At 38.5% G+C, this 19,506-nt stretch carries 13 protein-coding genes and 1 pseudogene; 13 read left to right on the top strand and 1 reads right to left on the bottom strand.

From position 1 onward, the window contains the following. From BUB35_RS08965 to BUB35_RS08905, 13 genes are all read left to right on the top strand, one after another. Positions 1 to 963, top strand: a complete 963-nt coding sequence (locus BUB35_RS08965; protein ID WP_072851014.1) for a hypothetical protein — start codon at positions 1 to 3, stop codon at positions 961 to 963. A gap of 78 nt (positions 964 to 1,041) precedes the next feature. Beyond that, the gene (locus BUB35_RS08960) at positions 1,042 to 2,616 is read left to right on the top strand and encodes an MORN repeat-containing protein (protein WP_072851012.1); all 1,575 of its coding nucleotides are present in this window, start codon (positions 1,042 to 1,044) and stop codon (positions 2,614 to 2,616) included. Between the two features lie 27 nt (positions 2,617 to 2,643). Further along, a complete protein-coding gene (locus BUB35_RS08955; protein ID WP_072851010.1) occupies positions 2,644 to 3,219 on the top strand; it encodes a Pvc16 family protein in 576 nt (191 codons plus the stop codon). Between the two features lie 4 nt (positions 3,220 to 3,223). Beyond that, positions 3,224 to 3,913: a hypothetical protein gene (locus BUB35_RS08950; protein ID WP_072851008.1), complete on the top strand. Its 690-nt coding sequence runs from the start codon at positions 3,224 to 3,226 to the stop codon at positions 3,911 to 3,913. 25 nt (positions 3,914 to 3,938) lie between these two features. Next, positions 3,939 to 4,325, top strand: a complete 387-nt coding sequence (locus tag BUB35_RS08945) for a DUF4280 domain-containing protein (protein ID WP_072851006.1) — start codon at positions 3,939 to 3,941, stop codon at positions 4,323 to 4,325. 59 nt (positions 4,326 to 4,384) lie between these two features. Further along, a complete protein-coding gene (locus BUB35_RS08940; RefSeq protein WP_072851004.1) occupies positions 4,385 to 7,081 on the top strand; it encodes a HAMP domain-containing protein in 2,697 nt (898 codons plus the stop codon). 15 nt (positions 7,082 to 7,096) lie between these two features. Then, entirely contained in the window at positions 7,097 to 9,640 is a 2,544-nt protein-coding gene (locus tag BUB35_RS08935) for an adenylate/guanylate cyclase domain-containing protein (RefSeq protein WP_072851002.1), read from the top strand. Beyond that, positions 9,633 to 11,717, top strand: a complete 2,085-nt coding sequence (locus BUB35_RS08930; RefSeq protein ID WP_072851000.1) for an ATP-binding protein — start codon at positions 9,633 to 9,635, stop codon at positions 11,715 to 11,717. Before BUB35_RS08935 ends, BUB35_RS08930 begins: the two co-directional genes overlap by 8 nt. 18 nt (positions 11,718 to 11,735) lie before the next feature. Continuing rightward, entirely contained in the window at positions 11,736 to 16,442 is a 4,707-nt protein-coding gene (locus BUB35_RS08925; RefSeq protein WP_072850998.1) for a hypothetical protein, read from the top strand. Between the two features lie 24 nt (positions 16,443 to 16,466). Continuing rightward, the gene (locus BUB35_RS08920; RefSeq protein WP_072850996.1) at positions 16,467 to 16,886 is read left to right on the top strand and encodes a type III secretion system chaperone family protein; all 420 of its coding nucleotides are present in this window, start codon (positions 16,467 to 16,469) and stop codon (positions 16,884 to 16,886) included. A gap of 142 nt (positions 16,887 to 17,028) precedes the next feature. Further along, positions 17,029 to 17,406 (top strand): BlaI/MecI/CopY family transcriptional regulator, encoded by a 378-nt coding sequence (locus tag BUB35_RS08915; protein WP_159432880.1) that lies wholly within the window; start codon positions 17,029 to 17,031, stop codon positions 17,404 to 17,406. Next, entirely contained in the window at positions 17,387 to 18,466 is a 1,080-nt protein-coding gene (locus BUB35_RS08910; RefSeq protein WP_072850992.1) for a M56 family metallopeptidase, read from the top strand. The genes BUB35_RS08915 and BUB35_RS08910 overlap by 20 nt, the downstream gene beginning before the upstream one ends. 183 nt (positions 18,467 to 18,649) lie before the next feature. Further along, on the top strand, positions 18,650 to 19,117 hold the full coding sequence (locus BUB35_RS08905; RefSeq protein WP_072850989.1) for a hypothetical protein: 468 nt from the start codon (positions 18,650 to 18,652) through the stop codon (positions 19,115 to 19,117). A gap of 254 nt (positions 19,118 to 19,371) precedes the next feature. Here the strand turns inward: BUB35_RS08905 and BUB35_RS20100 are convergent. Continuing rightward, positions 19,372 to 19,506 (bottom strand): annotated as a pseudogene (locus BUB35_RS20100) (IS256 family transposase); the annotation flags it as partial.

The following is a 19,506-nucleotide window of genomic DNA, read 5'->3' as shown; positions in this document are numbered from 1 at the left end:
ATGATTCTTAGAAATCTCAACAAAAAATATGTCGTGATACAGGAATATATGGCAGGCAATGATGTGTGCCAATACATCTGCTATGAAATGGGCGCACCTGAAAACGTACTGTATAGTGCTGTTTGTCAGAAACTTTCTTCTATGAGAAATGAAGAAATTGGCTTTCTCACAGAGGAGATGAAGCATGAAAATTTTTCTGATCTCCTTGATTTTTTCATTCATGGGGAGCAGTTAGTCGTTTTATTTCAGTACCCAAAAGGCGTTTCATTGAAACAAAAAATCTCTTCCGAGGAATGTGGTATACAGGAACGTCTGGAAATTGTGAAAAGCCTGTTGGAACAGATATTGTTCCTGAACTTGTCTGATTATTTTTTTCAAGCAACCATGGATATAGACCTGATTCATGTTTCATCAGATGGAGAGATTTCTTTTCTGTATGACTGCAGGCATTTAAATGACTTCGATGATGTAAATTTTCAAAATGGCGCCAAATCCCTAGGGGAAGTCATTGTGTTTATTTTCTCTGAGGAGATGAAGCAACGTTCGATTCCAGAATTATATTCTTTGGTTTATGACTTGAAACATGAAACAATCGATTCATATATTGGAATCTATGAAAAGTTCTGGCAGATTTATCAGATTTATATTGAAAAAAGTAAAGAAGATCTGGAGCCATATAGCCTAAGTTTTCGAATCTGGGATCGTATCAAAGACATTGGACGTTTTTTAAAGAAATTGGTACAACCTGCTTTGGTACTTTTAGCTTTGGCTTATCTGGTGGTATCCATCATTGGCTTATTTGCAGAGCCAGGCATTCATGAGAATTTTAAATCCATCGGTACTGTAAAAATTGAAAATACAACAACAGAAGATGCATCTTCTGCGGACGATACACAACAAGAAGAAACTGGCACAACTGAGGAAGCCAAAACAGAGGAAACACAAGCGAGCGGAGTGGAATAACGTATGAAATCATTCAATTCATCTAACTTCAAAGATAGCATGGATATATACTTGAGGCGCATGGGCAGGACACTCTCCATGCCTGCTTCAAATTTGTACCGCAAAGTAAAAACGCTTGTGCAGCCCAGTTCTATAGCAAGACGAGCAACCAATGATGTCCTGCAGGAAGTTAAAACACTGAAGAAGCCACCGCAGACTTTGAAAGCATATGTTTTGATTGGTGAACATTATATTGCAAAACGACTTCTATTTATACTCCTATTGTTTGCAATCGTTCTGCCAGCATTGTTCATCAATTATGCATATCCTGTCATTGAGCAGAAGTTTCTGGTAAATACTATGCCCATTGATTCAGATGAAATTCCGGGATACACTGGAAAAGTACGACTGATTGACCGAAATACTGGCACATTGCTTTTTGCAGGTCGGCTGGATAATGGACGTATCAACGGAGAGGGCACGCTCTATGATACATCTGGAAATTTGATTTACACTGGAAATTTCCAAATGGATGCGTTTGATGGATTTGGAGAGTTGTATTATGCAAATGGTGCAATACAGTATATGGGCAATTTTTCTATGAATGCTTACGAAGGCAGTGGTTCATTGTTCTATAAAAGCGGTGAAAAAAAATATGTTGGCAATTTTGCTGCCGGCGTATATGAAGGAAAAGGAACCAGATATTACGGCAATGGCGAGAAAATGTATGAAGGTGAATTTGCCAATGGCGTATACGAAGGAAAAGGTGACCTTTATGATATGGACGGTGTTCTGGTGTATAGCGGCGAATTTGCAAAAGGCGTTTTCTCCGGTACAGGTATCTTATATAAAGACGGTGAAAAGTACTATGAAGGCGGATTTGCAGAAGGAAACTATAACGGAACCGGTACACTGTACGAAAATGGCGAGGTCGTATATCAAGGGGAATTCGATAATGTTGCCCCTGATATTACATTCAATTATGATGAAAACGGCATGATTGATTTGTCTCAGGAAGAAATCATCAATGGCTTTACCGGAGGCAATATCACACTGAGATATGAAGACGGCACCATTCGTTATGAAGGCGGCTACGAAAATGGCAAATATACCGGAGAGGGAAAACTCTATGACGAAGAAGGCAATCTGGTATACGATGGCAATTTTGAAAATGGTCTGCAAAACGGCAGTGGAAAAGCTTACGAAAACGAAGTGCTGATCTATGACGGCGAATGGAAAGATGGATTCTATGAAGGTGAAGGGAAACAGTATCATGCAGATAGTGGAACATTGGAATACAAAGGTGCTTTCGTAAGTGGCTTATATGATGGTGAGGGGATTTTGTATGATACCCGTACTGGCTATAAGAAATATGAAGGCAGTTTCCATTTGGGTATGTATGACGGCAGCGGAACCCTTTACGATGCAAACGGAGCAGTAAAATATAAAGGCGAATTTTTGCTTGGACAGTATCATGGCGCAGGCACACTGTATGATTCCGCTACAGGACAGGTAGTGGAAGAAGGAGAGTTCCGCGAGGGCGTCCTTGTTACACCAAGTCAGGAACCAGAAGAAGAAACAGCTCAGGAAGAAAAATCTTCTGAGGAGGTTTCTGAAGAAAGCCAATCTGATACCCAGCAAGGCAGTGCAGAAGAGAAAACAAATGACGGTTAAAATCATACAGCATAAAAGGAGAAAATTATGGGAAGGTATACAGTAATTTCAGAAGTTAGCCAAAAAATCGTCGATCTGCTTTCTGACGGGATGGTTCCGGATCTGATTGCAGACAAAAATAGTATTGGTCTTTGCGGACCAGATGAGAAAGGTGATTTTTCTGTTGGCATTTACTTATATGATATTGAAGAAAACCATGATTTGAGAAGAAGCGGTATGGTAAATTACAGCTATACTGGACAAAAATTTCCTCCTTTGATTTTGAGCCTATATTATATGATCACGGCATATTCTTCCAGTGATATCAAATTCAGAGCTGTACAGGAGCAACGGATATTAGGACGAGTCATGCAGATATTGGCAGATCATTCCATGATCAGCGGGGAATCTTTCGGCAATGATACAACAGAAGCAGATATTCGAATTGAGCTGCTGGATTTGACTACAGAAGAAAAAATGAAGCTATGGAATGATACAACAAAACCCTACAAGACTTCTCTCTGCTATCGCGTTACTCCAGTAGAATTGGAATCCACAAAGGAAAAACGCATCAGCAGAGTTACAGAATTTACTGTGGAAATGCAGGATACAGCGGAGGAATAAGACTATGGCAAAGGATAGGTTTTCTATTTATGTACAGCTTATATTCAGGATTTTTGACAGTCTGACCTTTCGTGCGGCAAAGAAAGAATATTTTCGTTTTTCCTGTGACAACCATGCCAAGATACTTCCAAAGGAAGATGGATTTTTCGTGGTTGTTGGCAATGAAAAACCAAAAACCATTCTTATCCAGAGCGGAATTTACGGAACAATGGAAATTGACACCACAGATATTTCTTCAGAAACCGTTTTGAATCTTTGGGCAGAACCGAAAAAGGGATATCATCTAACAGCTGATATCCACTGGCTGCGTGTTTCCTGCACTCCTCACGAAAGGATATTCGCTTTAGAGAAGGAACAGGAACCTGCAATTCGACTGTTGGAAAAGGGCGAAAAAGGATCCACTTCCATAAAAATATACAAAGATAGAAAATGGCAGTTGGATGGTGCTGCTATGGTTTTATGTGCAAAAGACAATCCAGATGATTTTGAAATCGTTTATGTGCAAAATATGGAGCATGATATCTGTACCTTGTCAGCGCCTTTAAAAAAGGAACACAAAAAAATTAAAACAGGTCTCTATCCATTGATGCATGGAACAGCTGATGCACAAGGTATTTGTGAGATAGCTGTTAGAAAGCAAACAGAGTATCTTCTGTTAAAAGCTGATGGACAAATAGTAGAAAACAATCACTAATTTTAGTTAGAAGGAGTTGTTGAAAATGGGATATGGTGTACTAGGAGGTGCAATTTTGCAGTGCAGTTTTGGTATGGCGCCTTCTGTATTTAATGTGTTGCCAACGGCAAGGGTCATGTCTTCTATGCCTATGGCAAGCATTGCTGATTGCGTTCCGCTGGTGAATATCATGCCTTTTGGCATGTGTTCCAGTATGGCAAATCCTACAGTAGCTGCTGCAACCGCCGCAGCTATGGGTGCATTGACTCCTATGCCTTGTATTCCGGTCATAGCCGGAACATGGATGCCTGGTTCTCCCACAGTTTTGGTTGGCGGAAAACCTGCGCTGAATCAAAACTGTAAACTGACCTGCGCTTACGGCGGAATTATTGAGATCAAAAGCCCTGGTACATTTAATATTCAAGTCAAATAAAACATCTAGTGATAAGCATTTTATAAAATATAAGAATTTCTGTTGTTAGGATGGTGGATATGGGTAAAAAAATGGCAATCATATTTACAATATGTATTTGGATTATGCTTTCAGCATTTTCCTGCTGTTTTGTTGCGCAAAAATCCGTACACGAAATTCAAAACGCTTATACAGCTAATTATCGGAATGATTATCTTTATGGCATCGAGATTTATGACAATAAATACTATATTTTTTGTGTAAATACAGAAACCAATGAACAACAGTATTTCACTTATCCTATCATAGATGAGAACGGGGTCGTTTCTTTAATGGATCTTGTTATGGGAAAAGATGGTCAATTATATGTATATTACAGTTTACTAAGACGTGATACATCCGATGCAAATGATATTAAAACAATTGCTCACTGTGATTTTGACAAGAAAACCATTATACCGAAATGGGATCTCAAAGATATTGTGGATGACAATTATTTTCAGCTTCGATCTCAGAAAGACGGTCAGTTGATATTGGAAACATTCGATTCAACAACTTCTACATTAAAGCAATTCTATTTGAATGAAGATGGAACAGCTTCTTCGAAGGCGACTATACAGCTGCATGAAACGGTTCATTCCCTTATGAGTCAGGATGACGTCATTTGGGAAAAGACAAATACCGGCGATATCATCAAGATTGAACCTGATGGATCCACAAAAAATATCTTTATCAACGATGGTTCAAAAATCAGCAGGCAAAATACGCATTTTACTTTCCAGAAAGATGAACTTCATTTTTACAATGTGGATACGGAACAGAACTACAAAGTTACAAAAGCCACGGATTATAAAGAATTAGAACTTTGTCCTGGACATCAATCTATAACAGCAGAATCTTTCGATGTTTCAGACGTATATATCATTGCAGAAGAAGACGATATCTATGTAGGAACATTGACTCTGGATGATGGGCGAAGTGTTCCTGTGATTTACGGTGAAAAAGAATATGTTCTGGACCAGCTTACTTGGCCAATTGGTAAGTCTATTATCACAGCTTTTCTGGCGATTCTCGGCACTACAGCTGTTTTCTTGTTATACATTTATATTTTCAGCAGAATGCTACGAAGAAAAGACGGAGCGCCTGTTTTAGGTATTGCTGTTATGGTAATGATTCCCATTATTGGCTTGAGTATGACCAATCTATTTTATGTAATGGATCGACAGCTGCCTGATGAAAAAGAACAGAAAATACAGCAGCTTGCTGCTGTAAATGATATTTTGCAGGGAAAAATCGATATTGAGCAATTGGAAAAAGTCCGAATGGAAGAAGAAAATACGTATGCGGAAGCGTCCTACTATTCTTATGAATTAATAGAACCGCAAACTATCGAAAATTTGGAAACAGGCAGTGAAGAGGCAGTTAACAACGCTATGGCCTCACATTTATATCATTATAAAGATGGCGAATTATTTTCTCTTTCGCTTTCTTATCAGCAGAATTTATCTATGGAATACCAGATGCCTGCGACCAATTATTTGTCTTTGAAAGAAGCAGCAGAAACAGGCAAAACTGTATATACAGAGTATAGCAACTATTTAGGCAGTTATCTGACTGTTTTTGCTCCAATCAAAAATAACAACGGAGAAGTAATTGGTGTTTTGGAAACCAGTGCAAGCAGCCTTTTACTTGAAATGAATATTCTATCCAACAGTCAAACAATCAAAAAATTATTTTTCAGTGCAGGTACACTGTTATTTTTGCTGATTCTGCTTGTATTTTGGATTAATACTAGGGATTTAAAAATATTAAGACAGGCAATGACCCGAATGGCGGAAGGAGATCTCCATGCCAGAGCGAATATTCAAGGGAATCATGAGGTTGCAGTAATTGCAAAAAGGTTTGACCATATGGCAGCCTTAATTGAAAACAGGGTTGCGGAAATGGAATCTTATCAAAACAAATATGAAGCATTCGTTCCCTCAAAGCCATTTTACCTTTTGCGGAAAAACGGTATTCGAGGTGCTTTATCTGGTGATGGGAAAGACTTCATTGCTTCTGTTCTGACCATCAATACGTATGACGAATACGAAACAGATAACCTTTATGAAAAGGGATTTTGTGCATATAATGCATATTTGAGCAAACAAATTCCAGTAATCCATACATACGGCGGTGTTGTCAATAAGATTTTCCGCTATGGGGAAAACGTCGTATTTACAAAAGAAGTACAACAACATGCAGTGGAATGTGCCATTGCCGTTTTGGAGCGGCTAAAAGAAACGGAAGAAGTCTTTTTTGCAGGAATCGCAGAAGAAGAACTCCGTTTTGGTGTCATTGGTCTGCCCAAGAGACGGGTAACTACCATGATTTCTGAACATGGCAGTTTATCTCTGTTTTTGCAGCAAATGGCTGGAAGATTGGGAACCCCCATATTAATTACAGGCAGAGCCGCTAGCCGCATACCCAATTTTTCAACATATTATCGCACACGCGTGATTGGTTATTTGCATATGACATCTTCAAACAAGTTAGAAGCTATATATGAAATTTTAACTGGCGATAGTCAAGAACGCCAAAGATTGAAAATGGATACGAAATCCGAATTGGAAGATGGTATCAGGCTATTTATGTCAAAATCTTATGCATATGCCAGAAGGAGATTTATTCATGTATTGCAGCAAGATCCAAAGGATGGCGTGGCAAAAGAATACATATTGTTATGCGAAAGACTCATTCACAGCGACAAAGAAGAACCTTGGCTTGATCAATTTTAGAATGGAGGAAAAATTGTGTTTGACAGACTGCACTTGAAAAAAAATATATTGTTCTGGATATTGCCAGTCCTTGTGCTGTCTACTATACTGACATTTTTCAGTCCTTTCTGGTATATCGCATCGGTAAAAGAAGTCGTATGGGAAAATGGGGTTCTTTATGGTGTAGATGAATGGGATGGAAAACTTCGTTTGTTTGGCTGTGATGCAAATGGACACAATGCATGGATAGATACCATCTATACCATGGATGATGTCAATACAATATTTTACAGCGTTTCAGACATTGAAATTGATGAAAATGGTATTTGTAATTTGCTTTTACAGCCTCAGGAAGTTACAGACATCAACAACTTTCTATATTTGCAATATGATATAAATGAGAAGCAAATCATTCACTCAGAAACCATCGGAAATAACCAGCAGGCAGATGTGTACGCAGAAAAGAAATTATCTGATGGCATCTGGACCGTCACAGCAGATGGTTCTGTTTGGCTTTCCCCAAATAATGGTGAAAAAACTTTGGTCTTTTCCAATAATGGTGAAATGGTTTCTCAAAATAATACAGTATACACATTTGGAAACGATGGATTATACTTCTATAATGCTGATGACGATAAATGTTATGTGATTGATTACACTAGCAAGCAGGTATCTCCCGCAGAAAATATTCCTTTTGCAAAATCTATCAGCTCCTATGGTGATCTGTATTCAATGAATCAGATGGAAGACGGCACATGGACTGCTACTTTCTATACCACAGATGGTAAATTATCTCCTATGGTAGTAGGTAAAAGTCAAAATGTTCTGGTTTGGTTGAGCAGTCCTCCTGTACAAACACTGAAAAAAATCTGCATGACAGCTGGTATATTGCTCATCGCTATATTTTCTATCAAATTAATTGTGAGGAAAATACGCAGAACATTCCCAACTGCCTTAAAAATCATATGCTTCTCCATTCCTATGCTTTTGGTATTTTGTTTTGGATTTGAAATGTATATTCAAAACTTTCTGAAAGATGATGTTGAAAATCGACTGTATACGCAAATGTATTACACCGCTAGCAGTCTGAAGCAGCAAATCAGTACGCAAATGGATTTTTCTTCCAAAGGAAATGTTGATTCCCATAATATCTTATATGCACAATATATGCTCAACGGTATTTATGATCGGAATGGAACAATTATGTATAATACAGAAGATATTGTTGGAAATGTATCTGTTTTTGGATATGAAAACAACTCCTTTTATTCTAGGGACGCAGGCAGCCTGTCCTGCGCTTCATCCACCACTTACGGATACCCCACAGAAGAAGCTGTTCTGCGAGATATTGTGGAAAAGAAAACACCTGCAAAATCCATAGAACGCTATTATAATTTCGGACGATGCTTGTCTGTATATTATCCGATTTTGGAAAATCAGGAAGTTGTTGGTGTCATTCGTGTGATTTATCCAGAAATCAATATTACATATGAAATGATGGATGAGCTGATCAATGTGGTACAGAACATCTTTGTTTTTCTCTTAGTTATGATCGTTTTCCTGACAATCATATGTTTTTTGCTTCTACGTCCACTCAAAAAAATCAAACATGCATTAACTGATTTTTCTGTCGGCATTGATCTGGATGAACCACCCAAAGAAGGAAATGGAACAGAAATAAAGGAAATGACAAATCTGTTTTACCATATGACCATAAACATACGGGAACATTTGCAGCATATCGATCAATTGGAGCGCGCATACGAACCATATATTCCCCAAAGTCTAATCAGTCTTTTGAGGGAAAATGATATACGCGATGTAACACCGGCAGACGAAACCACAATGAATGACGCAGCTATTTTAATTATTGACGCTCAAGATTTTTCAAAAGCTGTTTCCAAAGCTGGACCACAAGAAATGTTCCAGTTCGTCAATCGTGTTTTGCAGGAACTGACTGCCTCTGTTGAAGATGCAGGGGGAACAGTAATCCAATTTACAGATACTGGTTTATACGCCTTCTTTCCAAACAATCCCGATCAAGCATTACAGGCAGCCATCGCAGCGCAAAAAGCTTTGCAATCCATTTCTCTTACATTGGCTGGAAAAGAGATTTCATTCGGCAGCGGTATTGTTTGCGGCGATCTTCGCATTGGTATCATTGGCGATGAGGAAAGAATGGAAATACGTGCTGTATCATCAGAAATGATGTTTGCACAGTCTTTGCAGAAAATCAGCAGTACCTATCATCTAGGAGTTCTGATTGATGAGGATACCATGGAACGACTGGATCAAGTCATGGAAAATATAAGACTGTTTGGGTTTATAAATGACGCAAAAAAACAAATTTACGAAGTTTTTGATGGTCAGAAGTCTGATATCGTTATGCTCAAATCCATTACAAAAGCAGATTTTGAGGCAGGTGTTCGTTATTTCCAAGCGGGTGCTTATACAATGGCAAAAGACTGTTTTATACGTGTACTGCGCAAAAATAAAGATGATTTGGCTGCCGGCAGATATTTACTGCTGTGTGGCGAACAAGCAGAAATGAAGGAAAAAGGAAGGAATCTCTTTGAATAACATCGATTGTGGCATCAACAAAGAAAAAAGAATACCTTATCTGAATGACAGCGAAGTGTGGCTGGATTTTGCGTCAGTTATGGAATTTCTTCTCTGGGCAGTACTTCAGAAAGAAGAACTAGAGCGAAATGGGGAAGATTCTGCAGAGCTGCTTTTGAATGTAAAAGAGGAAATGGAGGAAGCAGAAGCAACCATTCAAAGGCGTTTTGAATTGGCAGCAATCAGCGGTTTCGAACTTCATACAGCAAGATTTTTCTCTTTGTATCACTTTACACAGATTGAAAAATTTGCGCTGGTGTTGGCAGGTGTGGTCGGTATGAAAGAAACGCTTATTCCCATTTTTGCCGCTGCTGAAACAGGAAAAAATGTGCAGACACCTACGGTTGAAATGGCTCTGCGCCTTTATGCTATCCTATCAAAATCTGACTTGAAAGAAACTGCACACTTGATTAACAAAACAGATGCTTTAGCAAACTGCTTGGAAGGAAATAACAGTTCCAATAAAACATGGCATCAGGAAACGTTGACATTGCGGAAATCATTATTGTCTTATTTATTGGGGCAGCCTTTTGTAATTACATACAGAAAATATCAAGTGAAAGAGCCTTTACCAAAGCTTTTGGTATATGAAGAAATTTTGAAAAAAGCAATTTCTATTTCTGAACATCAGGGATTGTCTGCTGAACCTCTTGTCCTGTATCTCTACGGCAGAAAAAAATCTGGCAAGAAATTACTGGTTTCCTATCTTTCACAGTGTCTCCAGCAACCAGCATCTTTTTTATGCTGGCAGGATATTTTCGCAATGTCTGAAGAAAAACGGGAGAATCTCTTTCAGGAACTGAAACTGAAAACAAAATTGGAAAATGGATTCCTTTGCCTTTATGACATTCCAAACTGGGAAGAAGATCAAGAAAACGCATCTTACAATTCTCTGTTTTCCAAGATTATGGATATATGTCCCCTTACTGTCGTTTTGGGAGAAGGAAAACATGATTTTCCTGTATGGATAACAGAAAAGTTTGTGTCTTTTCATTTATGGGATATGTCTGCAACAGAAAAAATTGCTGTATGGTCTTATTTCAGTCGGCTGTACCATGCAGAAAATCAGATTGATGCTGCATTAAATGGGAACAAATACGTTATGAGCGTTGGCGAGATTGAAAATACATTTGCAACGGCATATTTTACATCCATATCTAATGGAACATCTTTAGAAGCAAAGCATGTTGAAGAAGCTGTTAAGCAGCGTGGACGCGGTAATCTTGGAAATTATGCCACATTGATCAATGGTAGATTTGTCTGGGATGATTTGATCGTTGATCCAACAGTGAAACGTCAGATGCAGTATATTTGTGCACAGGTAAAATATCGAAATATTGTAGGGGAAGAATGGGGCTTTTTTGAAAAAACGCCCTATGGGCGTGGCATCAGTGTGCTTTTTTATGGACCTCCAGGAACCGGCAAAACCATGGCGGTACAAGTCATTGCGGCGGAACTAGGCTTAGAATTATATCGCATTGATTTGTCAAAGATGGTAAGCAAATACATCGGTGAAACAGAAAAAAATATTTCTGCTCTGTTTGAACGGGCAAAGCAAATGAATGTAATCCTGTTTTTTGATGAAGCAGATTCTCTTTTTGCAAAACGCAGTGAAGTAAAAGACTCCAATGACCGTAATGCGAATGCGGAAACAGCTCACTTGCTACAGAAAATGGAAGAATATGAAGGTATGGTCATTCTTGCAACTAATTTGGTGGACCAGATTGACGATGCTTTCCGACGCAGAATCAAATTTATGATTCCATTCCGCTTCCCAGATGTTGAAACCAGGAAAAAATTATGGCATTCTTTGATTCCTGACAAAACACCATTGGAAGATGGCATTGATCTGGATTTTTTTGCGGAAACTTTTGAACTTTCCGGCAGCCAGATCAAAGAGATATTGTGGAATGCAGCATATATCGCTGTTGCTGATCAAAAACCGTTGGGGAATGAACAGCTCAAAGAAGCCACTATGTGGAACTATATGAAATACGGAAAACAATTGACAAAAGAGGATTTTGGATATCTGGCTTGAGAAAAAGGTGGTGAAAGTATGCCAAAAGAAATGCTGGAAGAAAAAATAAATGGGCGTGCGCCTACGGCAATTGATTATGCGCTTGCAAATCATAAGGCAGAAACAGGGGACGCACAGCTGGAATTTGAATCGGACGCGGAATTGATGAGCGTAGAATTTGATCGTATGCGCGCTTTTTTGGAACAAAGAAGCAAACAAAAACGTTCAAACTCTGTTTTTTTCAGAGTCAATAATCAACCTATTTTAGGTGCAAAAGGTCAGCTTTTACAAGCTGGTGCCATTCCACTTTTTTCAGGTGCTGCTCTTGATCTGACCAGTGCAGAATTGAAAGGTGAAAAGAAGTTTATGAAACCGCCGGAAGCGCAAGGGACTGGTGGTATTCTGGTTTTGGCACCACAGAAATTCAATCAGGGGCTTACACTGCCCATCAGCAGTCTAAAACTGAAGGAAAACTTTGTGGAAGGGGAAATTTCTCTGAACAATCGAAGTGGTTTCCATGGAAATCATGTCCGATTAACAGCAGAAAAAATCCATATCACCAATGAAAAAGCAGAGTTTGTAAATCCCCAGATGATATATAAAACGGAAGAGGCAGAAAGCGCTGTTCCCATTCCAGAAAAGGTAACTGTAACAGAAAGTGGACTTGCTCCCGATTTCCTTACGAAGAACCTTCGTATCAATGTACCGGCTGCTTCAACTACTGCTTTGAATGATACTACCGATGTTTCTGATACTGCTACTGTTTCTGATACAACTAATACAGCCGATATCAGCAATGTAATTGATACCACCAATGTAACGGATGTTACCGATGCCAACGATGTGACGGATGTAACTAATGTTACCGAGGAAACCAATTCACCTGCAGAAGAAACAACTGAGCCAACTGAAGAAGTGGCTCAAATGGAACCGGATCGCCTTGTTTTCGTTGGTGGACCTGGTAAATTTACTACGAAAAAGGGTATACGCCCTCAAATGCGTTTGACATCGTATAATGGATTTTCTGTTCAGTGGAAAGACGGAAATCTGATTGCATATGTACATGTTGATGCCAATGAATACGAAATTAATTTGCAGCCAGGTAATGAAAAACATACATATTATTCTGCTGATGGTGTTACCATTGTAGCCTCAGATTCTTGGGGGCTGATCAACGGTATCTTATCTGATTTTGGTGTTTCCGATGCGGAAGTGGATGATAGCTCACTTTGTTATGAAGGACTTGAAATAACTGAGGAAGGCATTTTCTTTTCATCCATGAAAAATTCTATTTTGAAGACCAATATCGGTGATGACTGGAATGTTAAGATCGGCAATTCCCCAGGTTTTTCACTTTCTGGTGATTTATTAGGCAGTGATGAGGACGACGACGATGGTAGTTATTATGATCTAGCGAAAAACGTCCTGCAGTTTTTAGGTATTATCAAAGGAGATGAGACAGAAGGGGAGAGTGAAGAAGAAGCAGAAAATGATGGGAATCAGTTCCAGTTAAGCGTTCCTTTTATTACATTCCCGCTGATTCCGGGTTTGGCATCCATAGATGCGGTATTTGCGGCAGGGGCATCAATTGGATACAAATTTGGTGGCTCGGTGGATAATATTCTTTCATTGTTGAACAACACGGACACAGGAGATTTGGGATTAAATTTATATGCTGCTCTCAAAGGAAATGCTTATGCCGGATTTCAGGTGGGTCTTACGGTAGGTCCGAGCTTTTTGATGAATGTTAATGGTAGAATTGGTGCAAAAATTGCTTTAACCGGCGACGAAGACGGAGGCAACATCCTTTCTACAAATCTTTATCTAGGATTCAAAAAAAACAGATATGGACGTGTTTCTTTCCAAAAGGCAGTTATTGATGCTAGTGGTGAACTACGCTTGCGCGCGATCATTGATGCCTCTTTGAATACACAAATCTTAGGATGGGAAAAAACACTCTGCAGTTATACCTTCGCAGATTGGGAACTTGCCGCAATTGCAGCTGCAATTAAGGCATCCAGAGAAAATGGAAAATGGGTAGCCCAAGCTAGTGCAAACTATCGTGCGCTTGGCGGTACAGTCAACAAAATGTTAGACAACAAAGATGAGTTGGAAAAAATGATCAGCAAAAAAGAGGAGTCTTATGGTAAGGCTGCTTTTGATGCCAGCCAATCTTCCTTTGAAGACGCAAAGCGTATGCTCTATCAATACCAGAACAAAGATATTCCAATGTTTGTAAGTATGGATGAATCAAATTCCGGATTTTTGGATATGAATAAAGTCATTCAGGAAATCCAGCATAAATTCTATGTGCAGCTTCGCGATACACAAGAAACCATTGCTCTGGGACGAGAGGAAATAGAAGCTTTGAAGAATGATAAGAGCTACCAAAAATCGGGGAGAACCATCCAAGAAAACCTGAAAAAACATTCAAACAATTTGCAAAATATCGCCAAGGCGTCGGCAGACAACAGCAAAACAAGTGCATCACCTAGAGGGGCAAGAACGGCTGCTGTTCCAACGCCAAGCCAGAAAATTATGGATGCTTATGCTGCTGGTGGCGGGAATAAAAAAGATTTTTATTCATACCTACAGAACAAATCCAAACAGGAAGCTGTTACAGTTGATTCCCTCATTGCTTACGAGGAAAATCGAAGAAAAGAACTGACACAAAAATCCGAAAATAGAATCCAGAAAATGAAAGAATTTGCAGCAGCTCAGAATATTGCTGAAACAGATAAAACCAAAGGAAGTGTTCTGTTGAAGAAGTATAGAGAGCTGGGAGGAAAAGCAGTCAACAAAGCGTTGTTTACAGATATTTCCACTTTACTGCAATATGAACAAAGCAGACTTTTGGAAAATCGTTCCCAATGGTTCAGCGGAGCAGCTGCACAATATCATGAACGCAAAGAACGCATAGATGAGCTTGCAAAAAAATTCCCTGATATTGTACAAAATGGTTCGGACGCTCCCAATGCAGATTTCTTTAGGTACTACACGAAAACCCTTGGTGCGCGTGAGCTTTTCAACAGATTGGACATTTATTCCAATAGAGAACGCTTATTGGCTTATGAACGCAGGGCTGTCCAAAATAAACTCCGTGGTAATAAAAAAGGCAGGACTGCAATGCAAAATAGAGAGGAACTTCGAAAACTGCTTTCTAAGGAATCTAGAGATGCCAATGAGGTACAGAAGTGGCAGGAAACGATTCAAGGTGAAAAGCAGCTCAAGGGAGAAGAAGGAATCTACATGACTGCTACGAAAGAGGATTTTGTTCAGGCATTGGAAAAGAAACAAAAAGCCATGGCTTTGAAACAATCTGTTATGCAAGCGCGGAAGAAAGGTGGCAACTGGTTTTACGAATCAGTCAAAATGGATATCACCATTGATGATCTCATTGCATATGAAAAGCAATGTTTATCAATAAGCACGGATGAAAACTGGCGTAATCTGCATGCTGCGAGGATAAGACTCCTTTCACAGAAAAAATCGGATGCAGAAAAAACAAGAAAAACAAATCCGCAGGATGCAGAAAAAAAGCTCTACGACACCATTCAGGCTTATTTCCAGAGTAATAAGGTGGCGTCAGACAAAGGTGAAGGGTTCAAGAATCACATTATGCGACGCGTTGAAAATGAAGATGCTTCTGTGCAAAAATTGTTCAAAAGTAAGAAATGGACATCTGAAGAAACAGAAGACATGCGGAAGCTAAAAGAAGATCCGTCATCCATATATACTTTGGTACGCAGATATGGACTGAGAACAAAAGATTCGAATGTTGATAGTGATGTAAATAAAAAGCTCCTAACTGCTTATATCCAAGAACAAGGACCAAAAGAATATTCACTGGAAGACTTGGAAAGATTTTATACTTATCAGATACATCGGGCAACCAAGGCAAAAAGTGTTTTAGGTGAAAGAGCAGACCATATCACAATTTTGGAGGTATTGGAGAGTATGACTGATTACCCTGCAATGCTGAGGAAATACAAGGAAATGGGTCGTGGTAAAAATTTTCTTAGCCATGAACAGGATGATGCGCCCAATTGGGTAACACCCAATATGATTTTGGAATATGAAAGAAGTTTTATGCGTTCTCTGGACCAGAAACATTTGGATCGCATAGAGGCTTTGCGGACTGCAGAAAGCGGAACTGAGGAAGAACAGAAACAAGCAATCAAAGAGTATGCAGAAAATTCCAAACGCTTTAACGCAAAAGTCAGTGATGAAAGTGTAAAAATTTCTTTGCTGGATATTATCAACTCAGAAATTGCTCGACAGGCAATGAAAATGTCTGTTCATGACCAAAGAATTGCACAGCTTCGTTCAACAGATCCTGAAATGACAGATGAAATAAAGATTAGTGCTTATGATGGCAGTCGTTTCGAGCCTGCGAAAGAAGATGTCGACCGTATTTACAGCCAGTACATACAAAAGATTGAATCGAATCCTGCTTCTATGGCAGAAGAACTGACTGCGTTTGAAACACAGGAAAAAGAAAAGGAAGAAGAACGTCAGAAACAGTGGAAGAAATTGGAGACTGATATTTCTGACAGGATAATTATATTAGTGGAACAGGCTGAACAGTGTATGAAAGTTGTTCAGGACACAGAAAATGCCATCAAAAATCCTGACGCTATTTTTGCAAGCGAAGCCAATACAAATAATTATGTTACAAACGTATTGGATAAAACAAAAACAGACATGCAGCAAGTACCTGAAATTCTCAAGAACAATGGTCAATGATGAATGCATATAGGAGGAAGAAACATGACGATACGAGATAGTTTTCTTGCATTTGCCGATAAAAATCATCTGCCGGTGAAGGAAAAACAGGAAAATGGTACAAGTATTTTTTCTTTCCAAATCAGCGGAGAAAAGGGCAAATATGGCGCTTATGCCATGTGCTTGGAAGATGAACGGATGCTGACATTCTTTGTGGATTGCAACATTCGCGTAGAAGAATCCCAAAGAAAGATCATTAATACATATTTGATGGAACTGAATTATCAGCTGAAGATGGGTACATTCCAATTAGATCCGACCACTGGTGATATCACTGTTCGCGCATGTCAGTATATCTTCGGTAATGAAGCGGAACAGAAGTTTTTGGTTGAACGTGTCGTATTGCTTTGTGGTTTAATTGCAGACCACTATTGTCATGACATTATAAAACATCTACCCGAATAATTTCATAATCAGTACAGGCATATTGAATTTTCCGATAAAATAGGAGATTCGATATGCCTGTTTTTTTACAATATGAATCACCTTGACAATAAACGACATTATGTAGTACAATAATAACGACAAAATGTCGTTAAGGGGGTGCGTGAAAATAAGTATCAGTGATTCTGAAATGAAAGTCATGGAAAAACTTTGGGCGTGTGGGCATATGATTTCTGTTGCTGATGTGGTTGCAGCATTAAATAAAGACGGGGAAAACTGGACACATCAAACAGTGGGAACATTTTTAAAAAGATTGGAAACAAAGGGGATTGTTTCTGCATCGAAAAAAGGGAAGAGCCTATACTATTTTCCTTTGCTAAGCAAAGAACAGTTTTATGCAAAAGAAGCTGATCATTTTTTGCAGTCAAAATTTAAGGGGTCTTTGAAGAATTTTTTGGCTGCCTTTTCAAGTGAAAAAGAATTGAGTGAAGATGAGATCCAGGATTTAAAGGACTGGTTTGATGGAATTAATCATAAATAGGGCATTCGTATGTGTTTTATTGCTTTCTGTCAGCGGATTTATTGCCAGCAGTATCTATTTGCTCTTAGAAAAGTTCATATATCGGATCACTTCAGCGCGGTTTATGGTGCTGATCAACACTGTCGTTTTGCTTGCATTTGTCATTCCGTTTTATTTTCCAGTATCTATATTGGATAAGAGCGAATATTATTTCATGCATTATGATCTTGTGATCATGAAAGGAGCAGATAGATGCAGTAATTTTGCCGCTTATTGGAGAAGCGCCTTTCCATATATGCATTACATAGATATGATATGGTTTGCTGTTGCAGTTCTATTTCTTGTCACAAAAGCCATGTTATATGTATACACAATTTCGAGCATAAAACGGAAGTGTTTTACCATCGAAAGCGACAATTGGCTGGATGCCTTTGAAAAAATCAGTATGGAACAACCAAAACAAAATGTTGTGTTGGTAGCAAGCAATGATACGCGAAGCCCTTTTGCTGTCGGCATCATGCAAAAATATATCGTAATACCAGCTATTATGATAAATACATTGGACGAAGAAGAAATTGATTTCATTCTAAGGCATGAGTATTGCCATGCTTTACGAAATGATGTAGCCAGGAAAGTCATTATTGTAATTTTCAGTTGCCTAAACTGGTTTAATCCTTTGTATTTTCTTTTAAAAGCAAATCTTTCTGCATGGATAGAAATCGCATGCGATGAGATGGTAACCAAAAGTTTTGATGAGAGACAGCGAAAAAAATATGCAGGTTTGATTATCAAAGTATTATCATTGCAAAATGTGCCAAAAGAAAAGCATTTTTATTGCATCTGTTATAGTGGTGATGGTATCAAAAGTTACAAACGGAGAATATTGGAAGTTTTACAGGAAAAAAAGAGAAAAGGGATATTGGGAAAAACTATTGTATCCGTTCTTACTATATTTTTGCTGATTTTTGGCAATATGATTGCTAAGGAGGCAGACATACCTGTAAACATGCTTTTTTCTGATAATGTTGTGGTGTATGACTTAAACGATCCAAATTTAACGATTGAGATAATAGAAAAATAATTTTGTTTTTATATATATACTGGATACACAGAAAAAGTAGAAATTTGTATAATGCTGTATTTCTATGGGGGAAAAGTGTCATATAGCATAGTAGGCATAAAGAGATGTAAATGATATAGTGTATCCAGTATTTTTTATTATGTGTTCTTGCTTGCCATTTCATGAATTGAAAGGGGTGTCTTTATGAAGGGAATTTACAGAAATAAGATTATACTTGCAGTATTGGTAATAGGCAGTATCGGAACCGCAATTTACGTTGCATCGGAGAAAAACGCTGCAACAGACAATAATTCTGCAATGACAGGCAGTCCTACAATGGAAAGTCTACAAAATGACCTGCTTGATTATCTGAAAGAAAATCATCCTGAAATCAGATTCGGCAGTCAAAAATATATAGACTATGTTTCAGATGTTTGTATACTTGCTGAAGCAGATCCTGAATTGGCGAAGTTATCAAATTATGAAGATATTCAATTTTACTGTGCGGAATACTTGCATGAATTGGATGAACAGCAGGTCAAAGGAATCATTCCTTTCTTCGGTTTCAAACCATCTGAAGATTTTTTGTCAAAAACAATAGAAGAAATCCAATTGGAAGTGATTGCGAAAGAAAGGCAGAATGAAACAGAATTTCAACAAGAAAGAGATTAGAAATACTAGAAGGTAAAGTAACCTGAAAGTGAAAAAGAATAGAGATAAAAATATACATAGTAAAAATAGTAAAGAACGCTATTTACATACACTAGAGGGTATGAAGAAAAGTCTGTAAATAAGATTCTTCTATGATAAGACTGGGTGGAATGCTTTGAAATGAAGCACTCCACCTTTGTTTTATATATACCATCCAAAAGATGGCATGTCAATAACAGGCGGCTTTTCCGCCTGTTTTAACCAATCTGTTCTTTTTATTCTGGAAGCCGTCCTTCATACATAATACTTAATTCTCCGTAGACCTGACCCCAGTTCCGGATGGTGGTTGTCCATTTTTTTGTGGCTTCAAAGGTAGCCAGATACAGGGCTTTCAGCAATGCTGTATCGCT

The organism is Anaerotignum lactatifermentans DSM 14214, assembly GCF_900142265.1.
In the GTDB taxonomy this organism is placed as follows: Bacteria; Bacillota; Clostridia; order Lachnospirales; family Anaerotignaceae; genus Anaerotignum; species Anaerotignum lactatifermentans.
Note: the sequence above shows the minus strand (reverse complement) of the source record. Positions and strands in the feature narration are given on the sequence as shown.

Excerpts from the sequence above, each read along its gene's own strand:
- BUB35_RS08905 (WP_072850989.1), top strand. The coding sequence starts at position 18,650 with ATGAAGGGAATTTACAGAAATAAGATTATACTTGCAGTATTGGTAATA.
- BUB35_RS08955 (WP_072851010.1), top strand. The coding sequence starts at position 2,644 with ATGGGAAGGTATACAGTAATTTCAGAAGTTAGCCAAAAAATCGTCGAT.
- BUB35_RS08940 (WP_072851004.1), top strand. The coding sequence starts at position 4,385 with ATGGGTAAAAAAATGGCAATCATATTTACAATATGTATTTGGATTATG.
- BUB35_RS08945 (WP_072851006.1), top strand. The coding sequence starts at position 3,939 with ATGGGATATGGTGTACTAGGAGGTGCAATTTTGCAGTGCAGTTTTGGT.
- BUB35_RS08925 (WP_072850998.1), top strand. The coding sequence starts at position 11,736 with ATGCCAAAAGAAATGCTGGAAGAAAAAATAAATGGGCGTGCGCCTACG.
- BUB35_RS08910 (WP_072850992.1), top strand. The coding sequence starts at position 17,387 with ATGGAATTAATCATAAATAGGGCATTCGTATGTGTTTTATTGCTTTCT.
- BUB35_RS08920 (WP_072850996.1), top strand. The coding sequence starts at position 16,467 with ATGACGATACGAGATAGTTTTCTTGCATTTGCCGATAAAAATCATCTG.
- BUB35_RS08965 (WP_072851014.1), top strand. The coding sequence starts at position 1 with ATGATTCTTAGAAATCTCAACAAAAAATATGTCGTGATACAGGAATAT.
- BUB35_RS08950 (WP_072851008.1), top strand. The coding sequence starts at position 3,224 with ATGGCAAAGGATAGGTTTTCTATTTATGTACAGCTTATATTCAGGATT.
- BUB35_RS08960 (WP_072851012.1), top strand. The coding sequence starts at position 1,042 with ATGCCTGCTTCAAATTTGTACCGCAAAGTAAAAACGCTTGTGCAGCCC.